Below are 26,607 nucleotides of genomic sequence, written 5' to 3'. Positions count from 1 at the left end.
ACTCTCAGACGATGTTTGAGGGAAAGCTGTTGGCCGTCAGCGACCTGCACGTGGCGTATCCGGAGAACCGTGACATCGTGCGGAACCTGCGGCCGGAGACGGACGAGGACTGGTTGATCGTCGCGGGGGACGTCGGCGAACTGGTGGAGGACATCGCCTGGACGCTCGGGGTGCTCGCCCGCCGGTTCGCCCGGGTGATATGGGTGCCGGGCAACCACGAGTTGTGGACGCCGCGCCGGGACCCCGTCCAGTTGCGGGGAGACGCCCGCTACCGGCACCTGGTGCAGCTCTGCCGGGACCTGGGCGTGGTCACGCCGGAGGACCCGTACCCGGTGTGGGAGGGCGCCGGAGGGCCCGTGCTGGTCGCACCGCTGTTCGTGCTCTATGACTACAGCTTCCGCACCCCCACGGCATCCACCAAGGAGGAGTCGCTGGCCCAGGCGTACAAGGCGGGCATCGTGTGCAGTGACGAGTTCCTGCTCCACCCCGACCCCTACCCCTCCCGGGACGCCTGGTGCCGCGCCCGCCTGGAGGAGACGGAGCGGCGCCTTGAGGACGCGTGCGGCCCGGACGGCCCGGCGTCGGTGTTGGTCAACCACTTCCCGTTGGTCCGGGAACCCACGCGAATCCTGCGGTATCCCGAGTTCGCCCAGTGGTGTGGAACGGACCGCACCGCGGACTGGCACGTGCGCTTCCACGCGAAAACCGTGGTCTACGGGCACCTGCACATTCCCAGAACGACCTGGCACGACGGAGTTCGATTCGAGGAGGTGTCGGTCGGCTACCCGCGGGAGTGGAGCCGTCCGCAGCACCCTAGGACCGGACTCAAACAGATTCTGCCTACACCTTGAGACGCGCTCGAGCATCGATCGGAGTCGCCCGCCCGGGGGTGGCGGGGAGTTGGGCGGGCGCCGGGAGGGTGGCGGGGTGTCGGTTCCCCTGGGGGTTTTGGGTTGGTAGTGGCGTTATGTCGATGCCTCTGGAGGGCTGACAGGGTGGTTCGCGACCCGGCGCTCGACTCATGGGTAAGTGCGCCGGCGTACCGTGACCGGACGCCTCGCTGCATTGGGTCTCAGTGCTTTGGTCGGTAAAATCCCGCTAAACGCCCGTTCATCAGGGTCAAACCGCGTCGAAGGATGGCCAAAACAGCATGGCCGGTTCCGTTTGTTCGAACAGTGCGGATCTTTAGCGGAGGTAGCCTTCGCCCGTAGTGTGTCGCCGATATGCCACTGGCAAGTGCGGCTGGAATTCGCCGATAAGACGCCAAGGAAATAGGGGAGACCTCGATGGAACGGCCTGCATGGGCTCCACCCGGTATCGACCTCACCCGACCGAGTGTGGCTCGTATGTACGACTATTACCTCGGGGGATCTCACAACTTCGAGGTGGACCGCGCCGCCGCCCGACAGGCCCTCGAAGTCTGGCCCGACCTGCCGGCGATCATGCGTGCCAACCGCGCCTTCATGCGTCGCGCGGTGCGCCACGCGGTCGCGTGCGGCGTGACCCAGTTCCTCGACATCGGCTCCGGCATCCCCACCTTCGGCAACGTGCACGAGGTGGCCCGCGCGGCGAACCCCGAGGCGCGGGTGGCCTACGTGGACCACGACCCGGTGGCGGTGGCGCACAGCCAGGCCATCATCGCCGGGGACGGCAGGACGGCGGTGCTCCAGGCCGACATCCGCAAACCCGCCGAGATCCTCCAGTCCCCCGAGGTCAGCGGCCTGCTCGACCTCGAAAGGCCCGTGGCCCTGCTGCTGGTCGCCGTGCTGCACTTCCTGCAGGACGCCGATCACCCCGAGGAGATCGTCGCCCACCTCCGCGACACCCTGGCACCGGGGAGCTGCCTGATCGTCAGCCACGCCACCGACGAGGGGCAGTACGGCGAGCTGGAGGAGGACAAGGACGTCTACAAGCGGATGGGGAGCCCGCTGATCATGCGCTCGCGCCATGCGGTGGAGCGTTTCTTCGACGGTTTCTCGCTCGTCGATCCCGGCGTGGTCTTCCTGAGCGAGTGGCAGCCCGACGCAGAGTCCGAGGAGGCGGGCGACCCCGCCAGGTACAGCGGCTACGCGGGCTTTGGAATCAAGTGATGAGTCTGCGCGCCACCGGCTCCGCTGCCGACGGCGTCGCCGGTCCGGACGAGCCCGCGGACCCGAGCCGACGGTTCGCGGCCATCTGGAGCCGGGTGATCGACCCGCTCACCGCGACCTCGATGACCAGGGTCGAGCTCGAGGAACACCTCTTCACACAGACCCGGCGGCTGGTCACGATCCTGGACTCCCTGCCGTTCGACCCCCGATCGGCGGGTGGGGTGGGCCGGTCCATGGTGGCCGCGCACTGCACCGACCCCCAGGTACTGGCCCAGAGCCTGGCGGTCATCGACTCCTACCTGCTGCTGTACCACCCACCGGCATCCGGCGTGGACCACGAGGTGGCGCGGGCCCACCTGGCCCGGATGCAGCACGCGTTCGCCGCCGGGTTCGCCGAGGCGCTGCGCGACCGCACCCTGGCCGAGCAGGAGGCCATCGCCCGTGCCTCGCTGATCGCCCAGGCCAAGGCGGAGCAGGCACTGCACGCCAGCGAGGCCCGCTTCCGGGCCCTGTTCGAGAAGGCGGCCATCGGGATCGGCATCGGGGCGGTGGACGGCCGGATCATGGACGTCAACGAGTCCCTCGCCCGGATGTTCGGGGCTCGCCCCGAGGACTTCCGGGACCGCAACGTCAGCGACTTCGTGCACCCCGAGGACGATCCCGAGGTCTGGGAGCACTACCGGCAGCTCGTCCGCGGCGACCGCGACCACTACCGGTTCGAGAAGCCCTACTACTGCCGGGACGGCACGGCCATCTGGGCTGACCTGACGGTCTCCCTGATCCGGGACCAGTCAGGCGCCCCGCAGTACCAGGTCGCCATGCTCGAGGACATCACCGAACGCAGGCTGCTCCACGACCGGCTGCGCCACCAGGCCACCCACGACCCGCTCACCGGCCTCGGCAACCGCGCCCTGTTCTTCGAGACGTTGACCAGGGTCCTGGACACCGGCTCGCCCACCACCCGGATCGGCCTGTGCTACCTCGACCTCGACGGCTTCAAGGCGGTCAACGACAGCCTCGGGCACGAGGTGGGGGACCGGCTCCTGGTCGCCATCGCCGAACGCTTCGCCGCCTGCCTCACCGACCGGAACCAACTGCTCGCCAGGATGGGCGGGGACGAGTTCGTGGCCCTGGTCACCGACCCCGCTGACCGTGAGGAGGTCGCGGACCTCGCCCGTCGGCTGCTGGGCGCGCTCGCCGCCCCCATCAGGATCGACGACCGGGAGCTGTCGGCAACCGTCAGCATCGGCGTGCTGGAGTGCTCGGCCACGTCCATGCGGGCCGCGCAGATGGTGCAGGCGGCGGACATCACCCTGTACCGGGCCAAGGCCCAGGGCGGCAACCGGCTGGCCGTGTTCGACGCCGAGGTCAACGCCCGGGAGATCACCCGCTACGGCCTGACCACCCGGCTTCCCGCCGCACTCGAGGAGGGGGAGTTCTTCCTGGAGTACCAGCCGCTGGTGGGGTTGGACGACGGCCGGGTGCGGCGGGCGGAGGCCCTGGTGCGCTGGCGCCACCCGCAGCAGGGGGTGCTGGGCCCGGACCGCTTCGTGGAGCTGGCCGAGCAGACCGGGCTGATCGTCCCCCTGGGCTACTGGGTGCTGGAGCAGGCGTGCCGTCAGGCCCGCGCCTGGCAACTGGAGCTGGCCGAGGGGGCGCCGCTGATCAACGTCAACCTGTCGGTGCGGCAGGCCCGTGACCCGGGGCTCGTCGCCGACGTGGCGCGGATCCTGAAGGAGACCGAGCTGGACGCCTCCCGGCTCCACCTGGAGATCACCGAGAGCGCCCTGATCGGTGCCGAGGACCAGGCGCTGCACGCGCTGCGGGAGCTGACCGCCATGGGCATCGGCCTGGCCCTGGACGACTTCGGCACCGGCTACTCGAACCTGTCCTACCTGCGCCGGATACCGGTGCACACCCTGAAGATCGACCGCTCGTTCATCAGCGGGCTGCAGGACCCCGACTCACCGGAGCACCCCAGGGACTTCAAGATCGTCGCGGGCCTGGTCTCCCTCGCCCACACCCTGGACCTCGCGGTCACCGTGGAGGGAGTGGAGACCGAGCTCCAGGCCGAGCGGATGCGGGCGTTGGAGTGCGAGACGGCGCAGGGGTGGTTCTTCGCGCGGCCGGGTCCGCCGGAACGAATCAGCGCGCTGTGCACGGCCGGTGGCGCCGACCGCTGGACGCCCGGCGGTTCCCCGGTGACGTCCGGCGCGCCCCGGTGTCACAGCGGCGCCCCGGCCGGGGGCGGGCGCTGAGGGCGGGCCGCGGCCCCACCGACCCGGGGGGCGGCGGCCGTGCGGGGCGGGTCACCGGGGCGGCAGCGCCGGCGGCCGGAGCGCGGCCCACGGCCGTGCCCGTTCGAGCTGGGCGGAGACCTGCAGCACCGTGGTCTCGTCGCCCGGCCGCCCGACGAGCTGCACCGCCAGCGGGAGCCCGTCCCGGGAGAGGCCGGCGGGCAGTGCCGCGGCCGGCTGGCCGGTGAGGTTCCACAGCGCGGTGTAGGCGATCGACGGCAGGCTGCGCAGTGAGGCCCGCCGGGCGCTGACCCCGTCCAGGGCGCCCACCCGCCGCGGCACCTCGGCGATGGCCGGGGTCAGCAGCAGGTCCATGGTGGTGAACATGCCGGTCACGGCGGCGGTGATCCGCTCCGCGCGGCGCGTCGCCCAGGCGGACGCCGCCGCCGGCATCCGCAGGGCCAGCGCCAGGTTCTCCCGGGTGCGGCGCTCCAGCACGTGCCGGGCGTCGGGGTGGGACGCCGCGGCGCACAGGTCCTGGGCGTCGGGCCCCAGGGCGCCGAGCGCCTGGGTGGTCCAGACGGACAGGAACTCCGGGTACCGGGGCCGCACCAGGCGCACCTGGTGGCCGAGGTCGGCCAGGGCGTCCGCGGTGGCCCACAGCGCCGACTCCTGTTCCGGGTCGAGCCGCACCCCGGGCACCGTGGGGCGCGGGGCCACCCCGATCCGCAGCGGACCCGGCCCGGCGCACACCGCCTGGCGGAACGGCACCGGTGGGGGAGCCGCAAGCCAGGGATCGCCCGGAAGGGCGCCGCTGACCACGTCGTACAGGGCCGCCGCGTCCTCGACGCTCCTGGTCAGCGCCCCGACCACGGCGAGCGCGGACCAGCGGGCGGACCGCGGCTGGGTGCTGACCCTGCCCCGCTGGACCTTCAGGCCGTACAGCCCGCAGCAGGCGGCGGGAATCCGGATCGACCCGCCGCCGTCCGTGCCGGTGGCGGCCGGCACCAGACCCGCGGCGACCGCTGCGGCGCTCCCGCCGCTGGAGCCCCCGGTGGTGCGGGCGAGGTCCCAGGGGTTGCGGGTGTGACCACCGCCGGCCGTCTCGGTGAACGCCCACTGGCCGAACTCCGGCATCCGGGTCTTGCCCACGATCACCGCCCCGGCCTGGCGGAGCCGCGCCACCAGGTGTGCGTCCCGCGCGGCGGGCACCGGCCGCACCGACGTGCCGTGGGTGGTGCTCTCGCCGGCGACGTCGGTGTCGTCCTTGACCGCGATCGGGATGCCCAGCAGGGCGCGGTGGTCCCCCCGTGCACGGGCGCGGTCCGCGGCGTCCGCGGCGGCCAGCGCGGCGTAGGCGTTGACCACCCGGAAGGCGTTGAGCTCCCGGTCCGCCGCCCCGATGCGGCGGAGCGTCAGCTCCACCAGTTCGCGGCAGGAGAGCTCGCCGCGCTCCAGCATCGCGAGCTGCCCGGCGACCCCGGCGTAGCAGACGAGGTCCTCGTCGGTCGGGCCGGCGCTGACCACTCCGGTGTCGGCGCTGGTCGTGCTGGGCGCAGAGTGCTCCGTCCCGGTCGTGCTCGTCCCGGTCGTGTCCATCACCGCTCCCCTGTTCGATCACGCTCTGTTGACGAGGGTACGCAGGGTGTCGCGTTCCCGTCGAGACCGTGCTGGGCCGGGTGGCCCGACGGAGGGGACCGTCCTTCGAGTGCCCGGCCGGCCCGCCGTCACCACCGATCGGCGTCGATGCGAGTACGGTCGGTTCCCGGGCAGATACGCTCAGCGACCGTTCGATTCCAAGGAGGCATCATGCTCCGTGTCCCCGGAGGCCTGGCCGTCCTCGCCCTGCTGGTCCTCACCGGGTGCGGTGGGGGCGGGGCGGCCCCGTCCCGGACCGTCACCGCCACCACCACGGTCACCGCTGGCGCCACCGGGGAACAGCCGCACGACGACGCGGCGCCGTCCCGCAGGAGCGGGCCTGGCAGCGAACCGCTCAGCGACGTCCGGTCAGCCGCCGGGCGCTGGGTCAGCGAGCCCGGCGGGGCACGGGTCTACCGGGTGGACTTCACCGTGCGCAACAGCACCGACACCACCTCGGACTACGTGATCGCCTTCGAGCTGCTCGACCGACGGGGGGACCGGGTGGCTGACGTCTACGGCGACGTCAGCTCGCTCGCGGCCGGCCAGACGGCCAGGGGGACGGCCCAGCACCACCCGGAACACGACGCCGGCGGCGCCAGCGCGGAAGCCACCCGGGTGCGCGCGGTGCGGGTGGAACGGTTCCCCTCCGGCAACCGCTGACCGCGGTGACGCGGCGGGCGGTTCACAGCCGGTTCACCCCGGTGACCCGGACCACCGCACGGCCCTCCTCGTCCGAGGCGGTCAGGTCCACCTCGGCGGTGATCCCCCAGTCGCGGTCCCCGGCGGGGTCGTCGAAGACCTGCCGCACCACCCACGCTCCGGGCTGCTCGTCGATCAACAGCATCCGCGGACCCCGGGCGTTCGGCCCCGTGCCCAGGTCGTCGTGCTCCTCCCAGTAGGGGGCCATCGCGTCCGCCCAGGTGTCCGCGTCCCACCCGTCGTCCTGGCTCACCTCGGCCAGCTCGGCGTAGCGCTCCAGGGCCGCCAGCTCCACCCGGCGGAACATCGCGTTGCGCACCAGCACCCGGAACGCCCGCTCGTTCGCGGTGACCGGGGCCGGGCGGTCGTCGGGCACCTGGGCGTCCGCCGGCTCGTCCTGCGGGTTGGCCAACTGCTCCCACTCGTCCAGCAGGCTGGAGTCCACCTGGCGCACCAACTCGCCCAGCCACTCGATGAGGTCCTTCAGGTCGTCGCTCTTGGCGTCCTCCGGAACGGTGTGCTGCAGGGCCTTGTACGCGCTGGCCAGGTAGCGCAGCACGATCCCCTCCGCCCGGGCCAGCTCGTACAGACCGACGTACTCGGTGAACGTCAGCGCCCGCTCGTACAGGTCGCGGGCGACCGACTTGGGGCTGAGCGGATGGTCGCCCACCCACGGGTGTCCCTTGCGGTAGACGCCGTACGCGTGGAACAGCAGGTCCTCCAGGGGCCTGGGGTAGCTGATGTCCTGGAGCTTGGCCATCCTCTCCTCGTACTCCACCCCGTCGGCCTTCATCTGGGCGACGGCCTCCCCGCGGGCCTTGTTCTCCTGGGCGGCGAGGATCTGCCGGGGGTCGTCGAGGGTGGACTCCACCACCGACAGCACGTCCAGCGCGTACGTCGGGGACTCCCGGTCCAGCAGCTCGAACGCGGCCAGGGCGAACGTGGACAGGGGCTGGGTGAGGGCGAAGTCCGACTGGAGGTCCACCGTCAGCCGGACGATCCTGCCGTGGTCGTCCGGTGTGTCCAGGCGCTCCACCACCCCGCCGGCCAACAGCGACCGGTAGATCGCGATGGCCCGGCGGATGTGCCGGAGTTGGGCGCGGCGGTCCTCGTGGTTGTCCTCGAGCAGCCGGCGCATCGCCTCGAAGGCGTTGCCCGGCCGGGCGATCACCGAGAGCAGCATGGCGTGACTGACCCGGAAACGCGAGGTCAGCGGCTCGGGGCTGGCAGCGATGAGCCTCTCGAAGGTCTGTTGGCTCCAGTTGACCGAGCCCTCCGGCGCCTTCTTCCGCACCACCTTGCGCCGCTTCTTCGGGTCGTCCCCCGCCTTCGCCAGCGCCTTCTCGTTCTCGATCACGTGCTCCGGCGCCTGCGCCACCACCAGACCGGAGGTGTCGTAACCAGCCCGCCCCGCGCGGCCGGCGATCTGGTGGAACTCCCGGGCCCGCAGCAGCCGCACGCGGGAGCCGTCGTACTTGCTCAGCGCGGTGAACAACACGGTCCGGATCGGCACGTTGACCCCCACGCCCAGGGTGTCGGTGCCGCAGATCACCTTCAGCAGCCCGGCCTGCGCCAGCCGCTCCACCAGCCTGCGGTACTTGGGCAGCATCCCGGCGTGGTGCACCCCGATGCCGTGCCGCACCAGGCGGGACAGGTTCCGGCCGAACCTGGTGGTGAACCGGAACCTGCCGATCAGTTCGGCGATGGCGTCCTTCTCCGCCCGGGTGCACATGTTGATGCTCATGAGCGACTGGGCGCGCTCCATCGCTGACGCCTGGGTGAAGTGCACGATGTACACCGGTGCCTGCCGGGTTTCGAGCAGCTCCTGGAGTGTCTCGTGCAGCGGGGTCGTCCGGTACTCGTACGCCAACGGGACCGGCCTGGTCGCCGACCGGACCACCGTGGTGGGGCGGCCGGTGCGCCGGGTCAGGTCCCGCTCGAAGCGCTCCACGTCCCCGAGGGTCGCCGACATCAGCAGGAACTGCGCGTGCGGCAGTTCCAGCAGCGGGATCTGCCAGGCCCAGCCCCGGTCCGGCTCGGCGTAGAAGTGGAACTCGTCCATCACGACCTGGCCGACGTCGGCCCGCTCGCCGTCCCGCAGGGCGATGCTGGCCAGCACCTCCGCGGTGCAGCAGATGATGTCCGCGGTCGGGTTGACGCTGGCGTCGCCGGTCATCATCCCGACGCGCTCGGTGCCGAACACCTTGACCAGGTCGAAGAACTTCTCCGACACCAGGGCCTTGATCGGGGCCGTGTAGAAGGTACGGCGACCGTCCGCCAGGGCCGCGAAGTGGGCCCCCGCGGCGACCAGGCTCTTCCCGGAACCCGTCGGTGTGCTCAGGATCACGTTGGACCCCGACACCACCTCGATCAACGCCTCCTCCTGGGCGGGATACAGGGTGATCCCGCCGTCTCTGGCCCAGGAGGAGAAGGCGTCGAACAGGGCGTCGGGGTCCGGGCTGTCTGGCAACCGGTCGATGAGGCTCACACTCCCCATAGTGCCTGCCGAGCCCCGGATGATCGAACGTGTCGGCCAGCCGGCTAGCCTTGCCCTCGCCGGACCGGGGGGTTCGGGCGCACCTGGGGGGGAAACGACGATGATGGGGCCCGCGCACTCGCTGTCCGGGGCCACCGCGTGGCTGGTCGTCGGGGCGGTGACCGAGGCGGCGGGGGAGCCGATGCCCTGGCCGGTGCTGCTGATCGGGGCGATCATCTGCGCCGGTGCGGCGCTCGCCCCCGACCTGGACCACAAGGCGGCGACGATATCCCGGTCCTTCGGACCGGTGTCCAAGGTGGCCTGCGGGGTCGTCGACAAGCTCTCCTACGGCGTCTACCGGGCGACCCGCAAGACCGGGGACCCCCGGCGCTCCGGCGGGCACCGCACCCTCACCCACACCTGGGTGTGGGCGGCGCTGCTCGGGGCCGGCACCTCGGCGCTGGCGGTCCTCGGGGGACGCTGGGCGGTGCTGGTGGTGCTCTTCGTGCACATGGTGCTCGCCATCGAGGGGCTGCTGTGGCGTCAGGCACGGGCCTCCAGCGACGTCCTGGTGTGGCTGCTCGGCGCGGCCAGCACCTACGTCATGTCCGACGTGCTCGTCGAGGACGGCGCGGACTGGCTCTTCACCGACCCGGGGCAGGAGTACCTGTGGCTGGGCCTCCCGGTGGCGCTCGGGGTGCTGGTGCACTGCGTCGGTGACGCACTGACCATCTCGGGGTGCCCGATCCTTTGGCCGATACCGATCGGTCGCAAACGCTGGTACCCGCTGGGCCCGCCCCGCGCGATGCGGTTCCGCGCCGGCGCCTGGGTGGAGAACAAGGTCCTGATGCCGGCCTTCCTGGTGGTCGGCGGGGTCAGCGGGGCCGGCGCGCTCGGCATCCTGTACTGACGCCACCCACCCGCGCACGCCGAACGCGCCGGCCCCACCGACCTCCGTGTCCGACCCGGCGTCACCGGGGTTCGATGAACGGGTGGTTGAGGTGCGCCGTGGCCAACAGCGCCCGGCGCTCCCGGGCCAGCTCCAACAGGGCCAGGCGGCTGCGACGGGCCGTCGCGGGGTCCGCCTCGAGGGCGTAACTCACCTCGGGGGCCGCCAGTTGCACGGCGTGCACCAGGACGTCACCGGTGATCAGGATCCGCCGGCGCCCGCCCTCGACCAACACCGACTGGTGTCCCACGGTGTGACCGGGGGTCGGCAACAGCGTCAGGCTCCCGCCGGCCGCGGGGACGCGCACCCGGCCCTGCACCTCGTGCAGTTGCCCGGCCCGCCGCAGCGGATCGACCACGTAGCTGATCGACGAGGAGCCAGCGTCCAACGACGCGACCTCGGCGTGCTGCACCACGTAGCGGGCGTCGGGGAACATCGGGGTGCCGTCGGGCAGCACGGCCCAGCCGTAGTGGTCCTCGTGCAGGTGCGTCAGCACCACCCGTTCCACGTCGGACACCGCTATGCCCACCTCGGACAGCGCGTCGGGCAGTCGTCCCGGCACCGGCGCCCAGCTCGACGCCGGGCTGCCCTCGGGGCCGACGCCGGTGTCCACCAGGGTGACCCGGCCGCCGGGGCGGCGGACCGCGAAGCACCGGAAGACGAGGTTCCAGCCGTCGTCGGGCCCGAACGCGGCCGGGTCGAGACGCTTCGCCCGCGCCCAGTCGTCCGTGGTGGCGTCGGGGAACGCGGCGGCGCTCTTCCAGGGGAACGGTCCGGCGGCGTCGAGCAGGGCGAGCACCTCGAGACCGCCGTGGGAACGCGGGAGGGTCCAGGCGGGCAGCGCGGCGACTCCCAGCGCGGCGGCGGAACCGGTCAGCACCCCTCTGCGGGTGCGGTGGCGGGGATAGGTGGGGTTGCTCATCTCGGCCTCCAGCATCGTGGTCGTGCGTCGCATGCTGGCGCGGCGGACCCAGCGGCCTCTTGTACCGTCTTGTCCGACGGCGGACGCGTGGCACAAGCCGGACGGACGGGGGCGGCGAATGACGGTGCACCGACGGACCCTGCTGCGGGACGACGACCTGTACCTGGCCGACGTGGACTGCGCCGGCCCTCCCCACGGGTGGAGCGAGACCCGGCCGGCGACGGTCTTCGGACTCGTCCTGGTCCGCCGGGGCATGGTGCTGGCCAGGGCCGAGGGCGTCACCCAGGTCATGGACCCGGCCACCGTCTTCGTCGAACGGCTCGGCACCGAGCAGCAGTTCGCGCATCCGTACGGGGGTGACACCTACACGGAGATCGTGCTGTCCGAGCCGCTGCTCGCCGGCATGCTCGGCGGCGACCCCACCGCGCCCGCCGGGTTCGCGCTGGCCACCCCCGCCGCCGCGCTGGCCCAGCGGCTGCTGCTCACCCGGGCGCGGGGCCACGCCGACGCCTTCGAGCTCACCGAGCGCACCGTCGCCCTGGCCGGCCAGGTCCTCGCCGGCCTCGCCCCACGGCGGGCGGCGAGCGGGGCGCCGGCGACCGACGCCGCCCGGCGCCGCCTCGTCGATCAGGCACGGGCGGCGCTGGCGCAGGACTGGCAGGTGGGCCTCACCGAACTCGGGCGCCGGCTGGGCTGCTCGCCGTACCACCTCAGCCGGACCTTCCGGGCCGTCACCGGTGTCACGCTCAGCCAGTACCGCACCCGGCTGCGGGTCGCCGCGGCCCTGGAACGGCTGCTCGAGGGCGAACCGGACCTCGCGGCCCTCGCCACGGACACCGGGTTCTACGACCAGGCCCACATGAGCCGGGTGCTGCGTGCGGAGACGGGGCTGCCCCCCGGCCGGCTCCGTGCCCTGCTCGGCCGTCCAGGGGGCCGGTGAGCGGGCCGTTGGGCCGCGGACCGGCCCGCCGTGTCCTTCCGGCGCCGACCACCGGGGCGGTTGCTCCCCGCGTCCCCGCGTCCCCGCGTGCCCGTCGCGGCACGACCCTGGCACCGGCGAAGGCGAGCAGGGCGGGGATGAGGGTGAGGGCGTCCAGGGCGGCGAAGACCACCGCGGAGCCCGCGGTGCCCACGGCCAGCCCGGCGGCGTCCCCGCGTTCGCGGCCCTCGGCCAGCTCGGAGCGGTAGCGGGAGACGATGAACAGCGCGTGGTCGATGCCGACCGCCAGGCCGATCACCATCGCGAGGCTGCCCCTACGCCGCCCACAGATGGAACGGCGACGTTTCATCTGTGGGCGGCGCAGCGTGCCGGGGCCAGGAGCCCGCCCGGGCCGGCGTGGACTCAGGCCTCCAGCGCCCCCGCGCGGCCCACCAGGCCGTCCCCGCCCGGTTCCGCCCGGTCCAGGTCGCGTTCCGCGGCGCCCCCGTCCCGTTCTGCCCGGTCCCCGTGCCAGGACCGCCACAGCGCCGCGTAGGCGCCGCCGTCCGCCACCAGTTGCTGGTGACTGCCCAGCTCCACGATCCGGCCGTCCTCCACCACAGCGATCAGGTCCGCGTCGTGCGCGGTGTGCAACCGGTGCGCGATGGCCACCACCGTGCGGTCCTCGAGCACCCGGGCCAGCGAACGTTCCAGGTGACGAGCGGCCCTGGGGTCCAGCAGTGACGTGGCCTCGTCGAGGACGAGCGTGTGGGGATCGGCGAGGACCAGCCGGGCCAGGGCCACCTGCTGGGCCTGCGCCGGCGTCAGCGCCACCCCGCCGGAACCCACCTCGGTGTCGAGGCCCTCCGGGAACGCCTCGGCCCAGGCGTGGGCGTCCACCGCCCGCAGGGCCGCCCACAGCTCGGCGTCACCCGCGTCGGTCCTCGCCAGCAGCAGGTTGTCCCGGAGCGACCCCACGAACACGTGGTGCTCCTGGTTGACCAGGGCGACGTGGCTGCGCACCCGCTCGGCCGGCATCTCGGACAGTGCCGCCCCGCCGAGCGTCACCGCGCCGGCGCGGGGCGCGTAGATCCCGGCCAGCAACCGCCCCAGCGTGGACTTGCCCGCGCCCGAAGGACCCACCAGCGCCATCCGCGTCCCCGGCCGCACCGTCAGGCTCACCCCGTGCAGCACGTCGTTGTCCCGCTGGTAGCCGAAGCGGACCCGGTCGGCGAGCACGGTCCGCCCGGCAGGGGTCACCCGGTCGTCCCCGGACCCCGCGGGCACCTCCCGCACCCCCACCAGCCGGGCCAGCGAGACCTGGGCCACCTGCAACTCGTCGTACCAGCGCAACAGCATGTTCACCGGATCGACCAGCATCTGGATGTACAGCGTTCCCGTGGTCAGCTCCCCCACGGTGATCCAGCCGCGGAGCACCATGGCACCGCCGATCGTCAACACCGCGGCGAGGGCCACCGTGTGGGTGGCGTTGACCACCGGGAACAACACCATGCGCAGCCACAGGGTGAACCGCTCCCAGGCCACCCACTGGCCGATCCGCCGGTCGCTCAGCGCCACCCGCTGCCCGCCCAGGCGGTGCGCCTCGATGCTCCGCCCCGCGTCCACCGTCTCGGCCAGCGCCGCCGCCACCGCGGCGTACCCGGCCGCCTCCGACCGGTACGCCGACGGCCCCCGCTTGAAGTACCACCGGCACCCGACCAGCAGGATCGGCACCGCCACCAGCGACGCCAGGGCCAGCGGGGGAGCGGTCACCGCCAGCGCTCCGAGCAGCAACCCCGTCCAGACCACCGCGATGGACAACTGCGGGACCGCCTCGCGCATCGCGTTGGACAGCCGGTCCACGTCCGTGGTGATCCTGGACAGCAGGTCCCCGGTCCCCGCCCGCTCCAGCACGCTCGGCGGCAGCGCCACCGACCGCACCAGGAAGTCCTCCCGCAGGTCGGCGAGCATCCGTTCGCCGAGCACCGCTCCGCGCAGCCGCGTCAGCCGCACGAACACCGCCTGGACCACCAGCGCGGCGGCGAACACGGCGACCGTGCGCTCCACGGGGAGGTCCTCGGCGCCGGACGCCAGGTCGTTCACCAGGTCGCCGAGGAGGAAGGGACCCACCATGGAGGCCACCGAGGCCACCGAGTTGACCACGATCAGGACGACGAAGGCCCTGTGGTGCCGCCTGCCCAGCTCACGGACGTAGGACCGCACCGTCCTCGGTGAGCCGACCGGCAGCCGGTCGGCCTCCTGCGGCGCCGCGGGATCGTGGTCAGGCCGTTTCACGCGGACTCCTCGTGTGGTCGTCGGAAGCGGTGTCCTCCACGCGGGTCACCACCGACCGGTAGCCCCGGTGGGTGCGCAGCAGGTCCTGGTGGCGCCCGGCGGCGACCACCTCGCCCTCCGGCACGAACACCACCCGCTCGGCCAGGCCGAGCAGCAGCGGGCTCGAGGTGAACACCACCGTGGTGCGCCCCTCCCGAAGTGTCCGCAGCCCGCGGGCGATCCGCGCCTCGGTGTGCGCGTCCACCGCGCTCGTGGGTTCGTCGAGGACCAGCACCGGCGGGTCCACCACCAGCGAACGGGCCAGCGCCAGCCGCTGCCGCTGCCCCCCGGACAGCGACCTGCCGCGTTCGGTCAGCCGGGCCCCCATGGCGTCCCGCTCCCCGGCCGCGGCCCCCGCGTCCGGGCCGGGCAGGGTCCGCGCCAGGACCGAGAGCACGTCGGCGCACTCCGCCGCGGCCAGTGCGGCCTGCGGTGTCACCGCCCCCGAGGAGGGCACGTCCAGCAGGTCGCGCAACGTCCCGGACAGCAGCACCGGGTCCTTGTCCTGGACCAGCACCGCGGTCCGTGCCGTCTCCAACGGGACCCGGTCCAGGGCCACCCCGCCCAGCAGCGGCGAGGCGGCGCCCGCGCCGTCCGGGCTGTGCCCGCCGAGCCGGTCCGCCAGCCGCCCGGCGGTGTCCGGGTCGCCGCAGACCACCGCGGTGAACGAACCGGCCGGCACGGTCAGCCCCGAGGTAGGGTCCACGAGGTCGCCCCCGGCGAACGCCTCGACCTCCGGCACCCCGTCGGCGACGTCCACCTCGGTGTCCCGGCGCAGGGACAGCACCCGGGCGGCCCGCGTCGCCGAGGTCCTGGAGAACGTCCAGGCCATCGCGATCTCCTCGAACATGCGCAGCGGCAGGAGGAGGTAGGCGATGCACCCGTAGGCGGTCACCAGGTCACCCACCGAGATCCTGCCGTCGGAGGCCAGCCGCACCCCGTACCAGACCACCCCGACCAGGAAGAGACCCGGCAGCGCCACCTGGATCGCCGCGATCAGCGACCACATCCGGGCGCTGCGCACGGCCGCCGCCCGCACCTCCTGCGAGGCGTCGCGGTAACGCCGCAGGAACAGGTCCTCACCGCCGATGCCGCGCAGCACCCGCAGCCCGGCCACCGTGTCCGCGGCCAGCTCCGTCGCCCGTCCTGCCTTCTCCCGCTGGTCGTCGGCGCGGCGCTGGGCCGGCGGCAGCAACGGCAGCACGGCCAGGGTGAGCACCGGAAGCGCCACGGCCACCGCGAGGCCCAGCACCGGCTGGAAGACCAGGAGGGCGACCACCAGGCCGACACAGGCCAGGACGGCCGCCGCGAACCTGGCCAGGGCCTCCACGAACCAGCCGATCTTCTCCACGTCGCCGGTGCTCACCGCGACCACCTCGCCCGCGGCGACCCTCCGGGTCAGCACCGAGCCCAGCTCGGCGGCCTTGCGGGCCAGGAGCTGCTGCACCCGGGTGGCGGCGGTGATCCAGTTGGTGACGGCGGCCCAGTGACCGAGCGAGTCGGAGACGGCGATCACCGCGCCGAGCGCCAGGGTCAGGCACCCCGCGACGACGATGCGCGACCCCGACCCGTCCACCGCGGCCTGCACGCCGAGACCCACCAGGGCCGGAACCCCTGCCAGCGCGCCGGTGTACAGGGTGAACCAGAACATCGCCAGGACCTGCCCGCGCACCTGGTTCCGCCCCAGCCACAGCAGGAACCGGAATCCGGAACGGGTGTCGGGAACGCCCGGGTCGGCGTGGGGCAGGTTGCGCAGTGACATGACGTCCCAAAACGGGTCGGCCGGGTCTGACGACGCCCGGGTTGGAGGTCCGGTGAGGCATGGGAACCGGTCGGGATGCGGAGCCGTGTCAGGGTGGCGAAAACACGGGGCGGCGTCAAAGGGTTTTCCCCCACCGGACCACGTCCCGCGCCCGCCGTGCCGGACCCACGACCCGGGTTCGCGCTCCCGGTTCACGAGCGGGGGCGGCGCACCGGCCGCGCGAACGCGGCCGTGCCGGTCCACCCGTTCAGTGGTCCAGCAGGACGACCTCCAGGGTGCGGGGCCCGTGCACGCCCTCGACCCGGTTCAGCTCGATGTCGCTGGTCGCGGACGGACCGGATATCCAGGTCAGGGGGCGGGTCGCGGACAGCGCCGCGACACCGAGCGGCACCGAGGCCACCACCTGTTCCGGGCGCACCACGCACAGGTGGTGGTCGGGCACGAGGGTGAGCAGCCGACGGCCCTGCCCAGGGCCGGCGTCCAGCACGATGGTGCCCGTCTCCGCGATGGCGACCGCGCAGCCGGTCACCACGCTGTCCAGCCGGTCCAGCCGCTGCGCCGTCAACGTGCCGTCGTCCGTCACGAACTCCACCCCGTCGGCGGCGGGGAGCCATGCCGGGGGCAGTCCCTCGGGGACCGCGACGGTGCTCGCCCCGCGGTCCCGCAACACGCGGGCCACCAGCTCGGGCAGCTCCTGCTCGGTGGCGGGACGGTGCACCACCGCGCCGTAGTCGACGAGGCGCTCCGCCAGCAGGTCGGCGACGACCCCGGGGTCCGGGTCGGTGTGGGAACGCAGGTAGTCCCGCGGGACCGGGACGTCCTCCGGCAGCTCGTCCCGCGGCACGTCGGCGAGCGCGGCGCGCACCCTGGCCAGGACCACCTCACGACTGGACTTCACCGCTCCTCCTCCTGGGTGCGCCGCCACCAGTCGCGGAAGGACTCCGCGGGGACCTGCGGGGTGTCCCTGGTGTCGGTCCACGCGGCGCCGGGACCCGGCAGCCGCTTCGGGTGCAGACGTCGGGTTCGTGCCGCCATCCGCTGGGCGCGGCGCAGCCGGTCCGGGTCCTGCAACACCCAACGGGCCGCCCGCATGGCCGCGCGTTCGCCCAGGTGTCCGCGACTCCGTTCCACGACCCGCTCCCGCAGGTGCACCAGGACCTCGGGGATGTCGATGGCCACGGGACAGACCTCGTAACAGGCACCGCAGAGCGACGAGGCGTACGGCAGGGAGGCGTCCAGCGCGCTGGCGATGCCCCGGAGTTGCGGGGTGAGGATGGCACCGATCGGCCCCGGGTACGCGGAGCCGTAGGCGTGGCCACCGGCCCGCTCGTAGACCGGGCACACGTTCAGGCAGGCCGAACAGCGGATGCAGCGCAGCGCCTGGCGGCCCACCTCGTCGGCGAGGGTGGCGGTGCGCCCGTTGTCCAGCAGTACCAGGTGGAACTGGCGCGGTCCGTCGCCCTCGGTGCACCCGGTCCAGGTCGATGTGTAGGGGTTCATCCGCTCGGCGGTCGAGGAACGGGGCAGCAACTGCAGGTACACCTCGAGGTCCTGCCAGGTCGGCACCACCTTCTCGATGCCGACCACGGAGATCAGGGTCTCCGGCAGGGTCAGGCACATCCGGCCGTTGCCCTCGGACTCCACCACCACCAGGGTGCCGGTCTCGGCGACCATGAAGTTGGCGCCGGAGACGGCGACCTTGGCGGTGAGGAACCTCTCCCGTAGGTGCAGCCGGGCCGCTTCGGCCAGGTCGCCCGGGCGGTCGGTGAGTCCTTCGGGCGCCGGACGGCCCCAGCGGCCCATCGCCTGCCGGAAGATGTCCCGGATCTCCGCGCGGTTGCGGTGGATCGCCGGCACCAGGATGTGGGACGGACGGTCGTCACCGAGCTGCACGATGAGTTCGGCGAGGTCCGTCTCGTAGGCGGTGATCCCGGCGTCGGCCAGCGCCTCGTTGAGTCCGATCTCCTGGGTCGCCATGGACTTGACCTTGACCACGTCGGTCTCGCCGGTCGCCCGCACCAGTTCGGTCACGATGCGGTTGGCCTCGGCGGCGTCGCTCGCCCAGTGCACCTGGCCGCCCGCCCTGGTGACCGCGATCTCGAGCTCGACCAGGTAGTGGTCCAGGTGGCGCAGGGTGCGGTCCTTGATGGCGGCCCCGGCGGCCCGCAGCTCGGCCCAGTCGGCGAGTTCGGCGACCGCGTGGGCGCGCTTGTCCCGGATGGTGTGGGTGGCGTTCCGCAGGTTGTGCCGCAACTGGGCGTCGCGGGTGGCGGACTCCGCGGTCGTGGGAAACGCGGGCATGCCCAGGGAAACGACGCTCACGCCAGGCTCCTTGTCGCCCGCGACCAGCTCGTGCCGTGCGGGTCGTCCTCCGTTCGGGCCAGGATCTCCGCCAGGTGCAGGGTGCGCACCCCCGAGTGCTGCCGCCGCAGGGCGCCGTCCAGGTGCATCAGGCACGAGTTGTCGGCGGCGCACAGCACCTCGGCTCCGGTGTCCGCGGCGTGCCTGAGCTTGTCCGAGCACATCGCGGCGGACACCGCGGAGTTCTTCAGGGCAAACGTTCCGCCGAAGCCGCAGCACTCGTCCGCGCCCGGCAACTCCACCAGGTCCAGGCCCCGCACCGCGCGCAGCAGCCGGGTCGGGCGGTCGCCGACCTTCAGCAGCCGTAGGCTGTGGCAGGTGGGGTGGTACGTCACCCGGTGCGGGAAGTAGGCCCCCACGTCGGTCACCCCCAGCACGTCCACCAGGAACTCCGACAGCTCGTACACCTTCGGTGCCACCGCGTCCACCCGTTCCGGGTCCACCCGCCCGGAGGACCGCCGGGCCACCCGGGGATGGATGTCCCGGACCATCCCGGCGCACGACCCGGACGGGGCCACCACGGCGTCGTAGTCGGCGAACGTCTCCGCGAAGTCCCGCACCAGCGGTTCCGCCTGGTGCCGGTAACCGGTGTTGTAGTGCATCTGGCCGCAGCAGGTCTGTTGGGACGGGAACTCCACGTCAACGCCGAGACGGCGCAGCAGCGTGACCGTCGCCTGCCCCGTACGGGGGTACAGCGTGTCGTTGACGCAGGTCACGAAGAGGGCGACACGCATCACGCCTCCTGGCTCGAGGGTGCCCCAGTGGCAATTGAATCGTTCTTATTGACCTTAGCCGCAACCGTGGGCCCAAGCCCAGGGGGGCCTCGACCTCGGCCGCCGGGGGCGATCGGGCGTGACGGACAACAGGCGATGGAATCATAAGATCAGGACACGAAGGGGCAGACAAGGGGGAGACCGCCATGTGGGGCCTGAGTCCCGGCCCGGCCGGGCACACCCGCCGGGGGCGGGAAAAAAGCCACGGCTCGCGCCGGACACGTGCGGCGGTGGCGCTCGCCACGGCGACCCTGCTGGGGGTCGGCCTGGCGGGTTGCGGTGGCCCGGACGGCGGCCCCGCCCGCGACGGGGCCGGGGACCGGACCGCCGGCCCGCACCACGGTCCGGGCACGCCCGGACCGTCCACCGACGCCCGCCAGATTCCGGACCTCGGCCCCCGACTGCGGCAACGGGTCCCGGCGCGGAGCACCCAGGTCGTCGTGGTCCACGGCGGTGACGCCGCGTCCGCCAGCTCCACCGTCACGCTCTACCTCCGCCGGGACGGGGGTTGGCACCGGGCCGAGAGCTGGCCCGCCCACAACGGGAGGCGCGGCTGGACCCGCGAACACCACGAGGGCGACAAGAAGAGCCCGAGCGGTGTGTTCACCCTCAGCGACGCGGGCGGCGTGCTGCCCGACCCCGGAGCCAAGCTGCCCTACACGTCCTCACCGGCGTTCACCCCGCCCGCCACCTGGGCGCCGCGGACCCACCACGACTTCGACCACGTCATCGCCATCGACTACAACCGGGTGCCCGGCACCTCCCCGCTGGACCCCACCCGTCCCCTGGGCCAGGGCCGGGGCGGTGGGATATGGCTCCACCTCGACCACGGCAGCGGCACCTCCGGCTGTGTCAGCGTCTCCCGGGCCGCCATGCGCGAACTGCTGCGCACCCTGGACCCGGCGCAGCACCCGGTGGTGGTGATGGGGGACCGGGAGTTCCTCGCCGAATAGGTCGTCGAGGACCGGGTCACCCGGTCGTCCGGTCCTCACCCGCCCGGTGCCGCCGACGACCGCGCCCGGGGACGGGCGTGCCGCCGACGCCCAGCCCCCGGTCAGCCGGACGCCTCCCGTCAGGCGACCGAGGGCCGCGCCAGCAGGTCGATCACCCCGGTGATGTCCTCCTCGCCGTGTCCCCCGGCCAGCCGCCGCTCCATCAGTGCCAGGTAGGGGACGAGCAGTTCCGAACTCACCTGCTGCTCCTCGGCCGTGCGCAGCAGCGTCGCGCTTCCGGCGACCTGCATGGCGAGATTGGAAACCACGTCCTTGGTGTAGTCGCCGTCCTGGAGTTGGTCCGCTGCCTTGTGCACCCAGGGCGTCATGGCGGTGAGCCAACCGGCGAGCAGGGGCGCGAATTCCCTCGGTGGGACATTGTCCTTTCGAAGGAGCGCAAAGGCGTGTGCGACGCCGGCGAACATCCCCGTCATCGCACTCAGCAGCGCGACGTCGTGAAGCGCCGCGAATCCGGCGTCCGCACCGACGAAGAGAGTGCCGGCCGGAACGGCCAGGACTTCCTGGTGGGTGTCGAAGAGGGTACGTGAACCACTGTAGAAGACATATCCACCGGAGCCCGCCGCGCCTATCATCGGCGGGACCGCCATGATTCCGCCGTCCAGGAAACGCGCCCCGCGCGCCTGTGCCCACTCGGCGCGGGACCGGGCCTGGGCGGGTGTGCCGGTGGTCAGGTTGACCAGGTCCTTCCCCCGCAGGTCCACGCCCGCGAGGGCTTCGCCGACCGTGGAGTCGTCGAGCAGGCACACCACCACCAGGCGGCTCGCGGCGACGGCGTCGGCCGCGGACGCGAAGAGCTCGGCCCCCTGGGCGGCGAGCGGTTGCGCCCGGGAGGGGGTGCGGTTCCACACGGCCAGCGGATGCCCGGCCCCGAGCCAGGAATGGGCGAGCGCCGTCCCCATGGCGCCAGTTCCGAGAAGGGTGAGCGGAGTTCGTGTATCCGTACTGATGTTCATGCAGTTAGGCTGTGCGCGGCCCACGAAACAATCAAGTACGCACTTCCAGGTAAGTGGCTTTCCGAGGGGCGGGCCGACAGGAGGGAACGGCATGGCAACAAGTCGGCGGCCAGGAGCCCATCACTGTGGAATCGACGCGGCCATGGACGTCATCGGCGGGAGATGGAAGGTTTTGGTCCTCTGGGCCCTCAACGAGAAGCCGTCCCGCTTCGGCGAACTGCGTCGGCTGATTCCAGGGGTGACCGAGAAAGTGCTCACCTCCCAGCTCCGGGAGCTGGAGGAGGACGGGATCGTGCACCGGCACGTGTACGACCAGGTCCCTCCCCGCGTCGAGTACTCGCTGACCCCGAGGGGCGTCTCCCTCAACGACGCCCTGGCACCGCTGGGTGCCTGGGGCAGGCAACACCTGCTCGACGGCGAACCGCTGACCGGGACCGGTGCGCGGGTGGGCGCCCACCGGGCCGTGGGGAACGGGTAACGGACCTGCGGGGCCGTCAGGCCAACCCGAGCGACCACCGGAACCCGAGTACCCGGCGTCAGTGTCAGTGCTGGGCCCTACGGTGGTGACACCGGGTCAACCGCGTGGCGAACGGAGGCGATCGTGGGGCAGGGGGCGGCGAGCGCCGGAGCCGGGCGCGCGGTGACGCCCGCGGCCGGGTTCGCCGGGGTCGACTCCGCCTACCGGGCCCTCGGCCCACCGGCCGCCCGCCTCTACCGGCTGCTCGGCCTGTACGCCCAGCCCCGGTTCGAGCCGGCCGTGGCCGCCGCGGCGGTCGAGGCCGGTCCCGCCGTGGTGACGCGGTGCCTCGCCGAGCTGACCCGCGCCGCGTTGCTCGCACCGGCCGACGCCGGCCGGTACCGCATGCCCCCGGTGGTCCGTGACCACGCGGCGGCCGAGGCGCTCCGGCACGAGCCGCCCGCCGCCCGCCGGGCCGCGGTCCGGCGGATGCTCGAGGCCCACCTGCGGCACGTGATCCGCCTCGACGCGTCCGCGGCCCCCGGCAGGTGGCGGCTCGGGCCCCCGGCCGAGGCCCCCGCCGACCGCCGCGGCGGCCGAGCGCTGTACGACCTCCTGGGGGACCGGGGCGGCCAGGAAGCCGCCGTGCGCGCCGCCGAGGAGTACGGCTGCGACACCCTGGTCTGGCAGCTCTGCGAGGCGCTGTGGACGTTCCACGACCGCCTCGGCCAACCCCGGGAGTGGGTGGCGCTGCACCACCGCGGGGTGCGGGCCGCGGCCCGCTGCGCCGATCCCCGGGCCGAGGCCAGGATGCGCGTGCAGACAGGGACCGGCTCCCTGGCACTGGGCCGGTTGGCGCAGGCCGAGGACGAGTTCCGGGGCGCCGCCCGGCTGGACCGCGGCGCCCATCACCCCCGTGGCGAGGCGGCGGCGGTGGAAGGGCTCGGCCTGGTCCGGCTGGGTCAGGGGCGCCCCCAGGACGCCCTCGCCCTGTTCGACGCCGCCGCCGAGCTGGTGCACGGCACCGCGGACCGGCTCGCCCCCGCCGTGCTGGACCGGCACCGCAGCCGCGCCCTCGCGGCCCTCGGCCGGTCCCGGGAGGCAGGGCGGACGCTGGACCGCGCCGTCGCGGCCCTGCGGGCCCTGCCCGACCGCTGCGAGCTGGCGCAGGCCCTGGTGGACCTGGGGGAGCTGCGCCTGGCCGCGGGCAGCCCGGAGCAGGCCCGCGCACCCCTCGACGAGGCCCTGGCCATCCTCCAGGACGAGGGCGCCCGCACCAGGGTTCCCCGGGCCGCCCGGCTCCGCCAGCACTGCGCCGCCCCCGGGCCCCGTGGGCCCGCCCCCCGCTGAGCGGGGCACCCCTCCACCGTTCCCTCCCCCGCCGGCTATGCAAGCGCCGCTGCGCGGCGGCCGGCGGGGCACCTCTCCGTTGCTCCCGGCTCGGTGGCTCCCCGGACCGGGGGCCCGGACGGAGTGGCGTGCGCCCGCCGATCGGGTGGCCGTCCAGCGCCCGGTGTGACGGGGCGTCCGGCCGCTCGCCCCGGCGCGCCGGACCGCGAGACCATGGAGCCATGGCAGAGACCTTCACCTCCCGCACCCTGGACGTCATCACCGGCGCCAGCGAGTCCATCCACGACCTCACCCGGGAGTGCGCGGCGTTCCTGCACGACGTGGCGTCGGGTCGCGACGGGTTGCTGAACGTCTTCACGCCGCACGCCACCGCGGGCATCGCCCTGATCGAGACCGGCTCAGGCAGCGACGACGACCTCCTGGCGGCGCTGCGGGACCTGCTGCCCGCGGACGACCGGTGGAGTCACCGGCACGGCACCCCGGGACACGGGCGGGACCACGTGCTGCCCGCGCTGGTCCCCCCGCACGCCACCCTCCCGGTCGTCCGCGGGGAGCTGGCGCTGGGAACGTGGCAGTCGGTGGTGCTGGTCGACACCAACGTGGACAACCCGCGTCGCCAGGTCAGACTGAGCTTCCTGGGCTGACCGGGCGGGGGGCGCACCGCGACCTCCCGGCCAACCGGCTTCTGTGCGACATCCGAGAGTTCCGCTGAGCCCCGCTGGGTCTCTGCCCACGTGGCCTGGGGTGTTCTGTCACCTTGGGGGTACTTCGAGTCAGTGACGCGACTTCAGGATGGTGCAGTTCTCACTTCGTCCGATCGTCTGCGATCGGGTGAAGTCGAGGAGGCTCGGGTCGGCGCCGATCGACGAGATGAACCGCCCGCGGGGACCCAGGGACGCCGCCCTGCCCGGCCGGCAAGCCCTGGACCACCCGGGGCACCCGCAACCTCACCGCCGAAAATCGATGGCGAACCGGCGGGCACGATGCTGGGATGGCGCGATGCGACATGACGCGTCGACGGTCGTGGACCGGGGCCAGTACCAAGATGCGGTCACGCCCTGGGAGCAGGAAGCCTGGCGAGACGCTGCCCTCGGATGGGCTGAGCGCGAGCTCGCTGCTCGCGGCCTACACGAGACGGGGCAACGGAGCGTGCGGCTACGACCGTGGTCTGTTCTGGTGTGCCTGCCGGTCGAGGGGCACAACGCCGTGTGGTTCAAAGCCAACCCGCCCGCCAGCGCCTTCGAGGCGACGCTGACCTCGGCCCTGGCCCACTGGGTGCCGCAGCACGTGTTGCAACCCCTCGCCGTCGATGTCGACCACGGCTGGTCGCTGCTTCCCCACGGCGGCGAGCTCTTCGGGGACCTGCTCAACCGCAGCCCCGCCGATCCACGGGTCTGGGAGGAGCTCCTGGGCCAGTACGCGAGCATGCAGCGCGCGCTTGCTCCGCACGCTCACGAGATGGAACTGCTCGGTGTCCCCGGCGCGCGCACCACCGCGCTTCCTGACGTCTTCGACCGGGTCGTCGCGGAGAACACCGCACTTCGGCCGGACGACCTCAAGAGACTCCATGAACTCCGGCCGCGCCTGGTGAACTGGTGCACGGAACTTGCCGACGTGGGCATCGCTGACTCCCTCGACCATTCCGACCTGCACGACGGCCAGCTGTTCAACCCAGAGCCAGGCCGATTCATATTCTTCGACTGGGGCGACGCCGCGGTCTCCCACCCCTTCTGCAGCTTCCCGGTCGCGGCCCGGGCAGCCAGTGCACGATACGGCTCCGAAGTTCTGCCACGGCTCCGGGACGCCTACCTGGAACCCTGGACGGGAGGCGGTCGGACGAGCGCGGAACTGCGACGCGCGGTGACCCTGGCGTGGCGACTGAGTGCTCTTGGCCGCGCGTGCTCCTGGGGCCGCCTCTTCCCCGGAGCAACCACAACCACGGGCGCCGCAGAAAGCGCCCACTGGCTGCTGCAACTCTTCACCGAGCCACCGGTGTGAATGTCGGGGCCGCCAGCCACAGCCTGCCGGCCCGCGCTGTTTCTGCCCGGTCGGCATCCTCGTGTTTCACCTGAACCCACGGACGCACCGGCCTGACACACACGGGGAGACCCGTGGGTTCGCGCCGGGGAAGCTCCGGCCCGCCGCCCCCACGGGTCGCAAGCCCGCACGGAACGGGCCTACCTGGTGCATCGCACCAGGTAGGCCCGTTCCGTGCGGGGATACCGCCACCGGCGGCACCACGGACTGTCCTACATGTTGATCATGTGGCCGGCCAGTCCGTGGATCGCGTCCTTCACCGCCTCGCTGAGCGTCGGGTGGGCGTGAACGTTCCGTGCCACCTCGTGGACGGTCAGGTCCCACTGCTGGGCCAGGGTGAGCTCGGGCAGCAGCTCGGTGACCTCCGGGCCGATCATGTGTGCGCCCAGCAGCTCGCCGTGCTTCGCGTCGCTGAGGACCTTCACGAACCCGGTGGTGTCGCCGAACCCGTGGGCCTTGCCGTTCGCCATGAACGGGAACTTCGCGACCTGCACGTCGAAGCCGCGTTCCCGGGCCTGCGCCTCGGTCCAGCCGAAGCTGGCGATCTGCGGCTGGCAGTACGTCGCCCGCGGGATCATCACGTAGTCGAGCTCCATCGTCTCGGCGTCGGCGATGGTCTCGGCCGCGACGACGCCCATCGCCTCGGCGGCGTGCGCCAGCATCAGCTTCGCGGTGACGTCACCGATGGCGAAGATGTGCGGCACGCTGGTGCGGCCCCGGCCGTCCACGTCGATGGCGCCCCGCTCGGTGAGCCGCACCCCGGTGTTCTCCAGGCCGTAGCCCTGCACCTGCGGCTGGAAACCGATGGCCTGCAGGACCTTGTCCGCCTCCAGGACCTGCTGCTGCCCGTCCTTGGTGACGGTGACCCGGACCTTGTCCCCGGAGTCGTCGATGGACTCCACCCGGGTGGAGGTGAGGACGTCGATCCCCAGCCGGCGGTAGCGCTTGGCCAGCTCGGCCGAGATCTCCTCGTCCTCCAGCGGCGCCATCCGGTCGAGGAACTCCACGATGGTGACCTTGACGCCGTAGTTGTGCAGCACGTAGGCGAACTCGATGCCGATGGCGCCGGCCCCCGCGATGACGATGCTCCCGGGCAGGTTGTCCGAGAGGATCTGCTCCTCGTAGGTGACCACGCGCTCGCTCAGCGAGGTGCCGGGCAGCAGCCTGGCCGAGGCGCCGGTGGCGATGATGCAGTGAGCGAAGGTGACCGTCTCGCTGCTGCCGTCCTTGCGCGTCACCGTCATGGTGTTCGCGTCGGTGAAGCTCCCCCGGCCCTCGAACTGGGTGATCTTGTTCTTCTTCATCAGGAACTGGACACCCTTGGCCCGGCCGTCGGCCACCCGGCGGCTGCGCTGGAACGCCTCGCCGTAGTCGAAGCTGACCTGGCCATCGACCCGAATCCCGTAGGTCTTCGCCTCCTGGGTGAAGATGTGCGCCAACTCCGCGTTGCGCAGCAGCGCCTTCGACGGGATGCAGCCCACGTTCAGGCAGACCCCGCCCCAGTAGCGTTCTTCGACGATGGCTGTGCTCAGCCCCAGTTGAGCGGCCCGGATCGCGGCGACGTACCCACCGGGGCCCGCGCCGAGGACGACGACATCAAAGTGTGTACCCACGCGCTGAACCGTAGCAAAGCG

General features: G+C 72.7%; 21 protein-coding genes and 1 pseudogene. 11 read left to right on the top strand and 11 right to left on the bottom strand.

Annotated features, from left to right (window positions below; all coding sequences use genetic code 11):
• The first annotated feature begins 11 nt into the window (after nt 1–11).
• The 3 genes from A3IG_RS0120395 (at nt 12) to A3IG_RS0120385 (ending at nt 4,348) form a co-directional block, all read left to right on the top strand.
• The gene (locus tag A3IG_RS0120395) at nt 12–851 is read left to right on the top strand and encodes a metallophosphoesterase family protein (protein WP_040911975.1); all 840 of its coding nucleotides are present in this window, start codon (nt 12–14) and stop codon (nt 849–851) included.
• A 435-nt stretch (nt 852–1,286) separates the two neighbouring features.
• Nucleotides 1,287–2,090 carry an SAM-dependent methyltransferase gene (locus A3IG_RS0120390; protein WP_026220477.1) on the top strand — a complete coding sequence of 268 codons (804 nt, stop codon included), beginning with the start codon at nt 1,287–1,289 and terminating at the stop codon, nt 2,088–2,090.
• Nucleotides 2,090–4,348 carry a putative bifunctional diguanylate cyclase/phosphodiesterase gene (locus A3IG_RS0120385; protein WP_018385445.1) on the top strand — a complete coding sequence of 753 codons (2,259 nt, stop codon included), beginning with the start codon at nt 2,090–2,092 and terminating at the stop codon, nt 4,346–4,348. Before A3IG_RS0120390 ends, A3IG_RS0120385 begins: the two co-directional genes overlap by 1 nt.
• A gap of 51 nt (nt 4,349–4,399) precedes the next feature.
• Here A3IG_RS0120385 and A3IG_RS0120380 read toward each other — a convergent pair whose 3' ends face one another.
• The gene (locus A3IG_RS0120380) at nt 4,400–5,926 is read right to left on the bottom strand and encodes an amidase family protein (protein ID WP_018385444.1); all 1,527 of its coding nucleotides are present in this window, start codon (nt 5,924–5,926) and stop codon (nt 4,400–4,402) included.
• A 210-nt stretch (nt 5,927–6,136) separates the two neighbouring features.
• Here A3IG_RS0120380 and A3IG_RS0120375 point away from each other — a divergent pair, with 210 nt between their 5' ends.
• The gene (locus A3IG_RS0120375; protein WP_018385443.1) at nt 6,137–6,628 is read left to right on the top strand and encodes an FxLYD domain-containing protein; all 492 of its coding nucleotides are present in this window, start codon (nt 6,137–6,139) and stop codon (nt 6,626–6,628) included.
• Between the two features lie 22 nt (nt 6,629–6,650).
• Here A3IG_RS0120375 and A3IG_RS0120370 read toward each other — a convergent pair whose 3' ends face one another.
• Entirely contained in the window at nt 6,651–9,164 is a 2,514-nt protein-coding gene (locus A3IG_RS0120370; RefSeq protein ID WP_078500753.1) for a DEAD/DEAH box helicase, read from the bottom strand.
• A gap of 100 nt (nt 9,165–9,264) precedes the next feature.
• Between A3IG_RS0120370 and A3IG_RS0120365 the strand changes: the two genes are divergently transcribed.
• Nucleotides 9,265–10,053 carry a metal-dependent hydrolase gene (locus tag A3IG_RS0120365; RefSeq protein ID WP_018385441.1) on the top strand — a complete coding sequence of 263 codons (789 nt, stop codon included), beginning with the start codon at nt 9,265–9,267 and terminating at the stop codon, nt 10,051–10,053.
• Nucleotides 10,054–10,114: 61 nt separating this feature from the next.
• Here the strand turns inward: A3IG_RS0120365 and A3IG_RS0120360 are convergent, their stop codons facing one another.
• Nucleotides 10,115–11,047, bottom strand: a complete 933-nt coding sequence (locus A3IG_RS0120360) for an MBL fold metallo-hydrolase (protein ID WP_104530805.1) — start codon at nt 11,045–11,047, stop codon at nt 10,115–10,117.
• An 85-nt stretch (nt 11,048–11,132) separates the two neighbouring features.
• On the opposite strand from A3IG_RS0120360, the gene A3IG_RS0120355 reads away from it, so the two are divergent.
• A complete protein-coding gene (locus A3IG_RS0120355; RefSeq protein WP_018385439.1) occupies nt 11,133–11,954 on the top strand; it encodes a helix-turn-helix domain-containing protein in 822 nt (273 codons plus the stop codon).
• A 7-nt stretch (nt 11,955–11,961) separates the two neighbouring features.
• Here A3IG_RS0120355 and A3IG_RS32830 read toward each other — a convergent pair.
• From A3IG_RS32830 to A3IG_RS0120330, 6 genes and pseudogenes are all read right to left on the bottom strand, one after another.
• Nucleotides 11,962–12,279: pseudogene (locus A3IG_RS32830) on the bottom strand (MMPL family transporter); the annotation flags it as partial.
• Nucleotides 12,280–12,356: 77 nt separating this feature from the next.
• A complete protein-coding gene (locus A3IG_RS30635; protein WP_018385438.1) occupies nt 12,357–14,228 on the bottom strand; it encodes an ABC transporter ATP-binding protein in 1,872 nt (623 codons plus the stop codon).
• Nucleotides 14,215–16,029: an ABC transporter transmembrane domain-containing protein gene (locus A3IG_RS0120345; protein WP_018385437.1), complete on the bottom strand. Its 1,815-nt coding sequence runs from the start codon at nt 16,027–16,029 to the stop codon at nt 14,215–14,217. The genes A3IG_RS30635 and A3IG_RS0120345 overlap by 14 nt, the downstream gene beginning before the upstream one ends.
• A gap of 247 nt (nt 16,030–16,276) precedes the next feature.
• Complete coding sequence (locus A3IG_RS0120340; protein WP_018385436.1) at nt 16,277–16,927, bottom strand: LutC/YkgG family protein; 651 nt, start codon at nt 16,925–16,927, stop codon at nt 16,277–16,279.
• The gene (locus A3IG_RS0120335) at nt 16,924–18,351 is read right to left on the bottom strand and encodes a lactate utilization protein B (protein WP_018385435.1); all 1,428 of its coding nucleotides are present in this window, start codon (nt 18,349–18,351) and stop codon (nt 16,924–16,926) included. Before A3IG_RS0120335 ends, A3IG_RS0120340 begins: the two co-directional genes overlap by 4 nt.
• Nucleotides 18,348–19,124, bottom strand: a complete 777-nt coding sequence (locus A3IG_RS0120330; RefSeq protein ID WP_018385434.1) for a (Fe-S)-binding protein — start codon at nt 19,122–19,124, stop codon at nt 18,348–18,350. Before A3IG_RS0120330 ends, A3IG_RS0120335 begins: the two co-directional genes overlap by 4 nt.
• Before the next feature lie 269 nt (nt 19,125–19,393).
• Here A3IG_RS0120330 and A3IG_RS0120325 point away from each other — a divergent pair, with 269 nt between their 5' ends.
• Nucleotides 19,394–20,116 (top strand): L,D-transpeptidase family protein, encoded by a 723-nt coding sequence (locus A3IG_RS0120325; RefSeq protein WP_018385433.1) that lies wholly within the window; start codon nt 19,394–19,396, stop codon nt 20,114–20,116.
• A gap of 119 nt (nt 20,117–20,235) precedes the next feature.
• Here the strand turns inward: A3IG_RS0120325 and A3IG_RS0120320 are convergent, their stop codons facing one another.
• Nucleotides 20,236–21,129, bottom strand: coding sequence for an NAD(P)-dependent oxidoreductase (locus A3IG_RS0120320; protein ID WP_026220475.1), 894 nt, complete (start codon nt 21,127–21,129; stop codon nt 20,236–20,238).
• A 91-nt stretch (nt 21,130–21,220) separates the two neighbouring features.
• Here A3IG_RS0120320 and A3IG_RS0120315 point away from each other — a divergent pair, with 91 nt between their 5' ends.
• The 4 genes from A3IG_RS0120315 to A3IG_RS0120300 all read left to right on the top strand — a co-directional run bounded on the left by A3IG_RS0120315 (nt 21,221) and on the right by A3IG_RS0120300 (nt 24,934).
• Nucleotides 21,221–21,607, top strand: a complete 387-nt coding sequence (locus tag A3IG_RS0120315; protein WP_040911973.1) for a winged helix-turn-helix transcriptional regulator — start codon at nt 21,221–21,223, stop codon at nt 21,605–21,607.
• Between the two features lie 123 nt (nt 21,608–21,730).
• Entirely contained in the window at nt 21,731–22,936 is a 1,206-nt protein-coding gene (locus tag A3IG_RS35750; RefSeq protein WP_018385430.1) for a tetratricopeptide repeat protein, read from the top strand.
• 221 nt (nt 22,937–23,157) lie between these two features.
• Complete coding sequence (locus A3IG_RS0120305; RefSeq protein ID WP_026220474.1) at nt 23,158–23,580, top strand: secondary thiamine-phosphate synthase enzyme YjbQ; 423 nt, start codon at nt 23,158–23,160, stop codon at nt 23,578–23,580.
• 355 nt (nt 23,581–23,935) lie between these two features.
• Nucleotides 23,936–24,934, top strand: a complete 999-nt coding sequence (locus A3IG_RS0120300) for an aminoglycoside phosphotransferase family protein (RefSeq protein WP_026220473.1) — start codon at nt 23,936–23,938, stop codon at nt 24,932–24,934.
• A gap of 251 nt (nt 24,935–25,185) precedes the next feature.
• Here A3IG_RS0120300 and lpdA read toward each other — a convergent pair whose 3' ends face one another.
• Nucleotides 25,186–26,586 (bottom strand): dihydrolipoyl dehydrogenase, encoded by a 1,401-nt coding sequence (gene lpdA, locus A3IG_RS0120295; RefSeq protein WP_018385427.1) that lies wholly within the window; start codon nt 26,584–26,586, stop codon nt 25,186–25,188.
• Nucleotides 26,587–26,607 lie beyond the last annotated feature (21 nt).

Source organism: Wenjunlia vitaminophila DSM 41686 (genome assembly GCF_000380165.1).
GTDB lineage: Bacteria > Actinomycetota > Actinomycetes > Streptomycetales > Streptomycetaceae > Wenjunlia > Wenjunlia vitaminophila.
The sequence above is the reverse complement of the archived record's forward strand: the minus strand, read 5'-3'. Positions and strand labels throughout refer to the sequence as shown.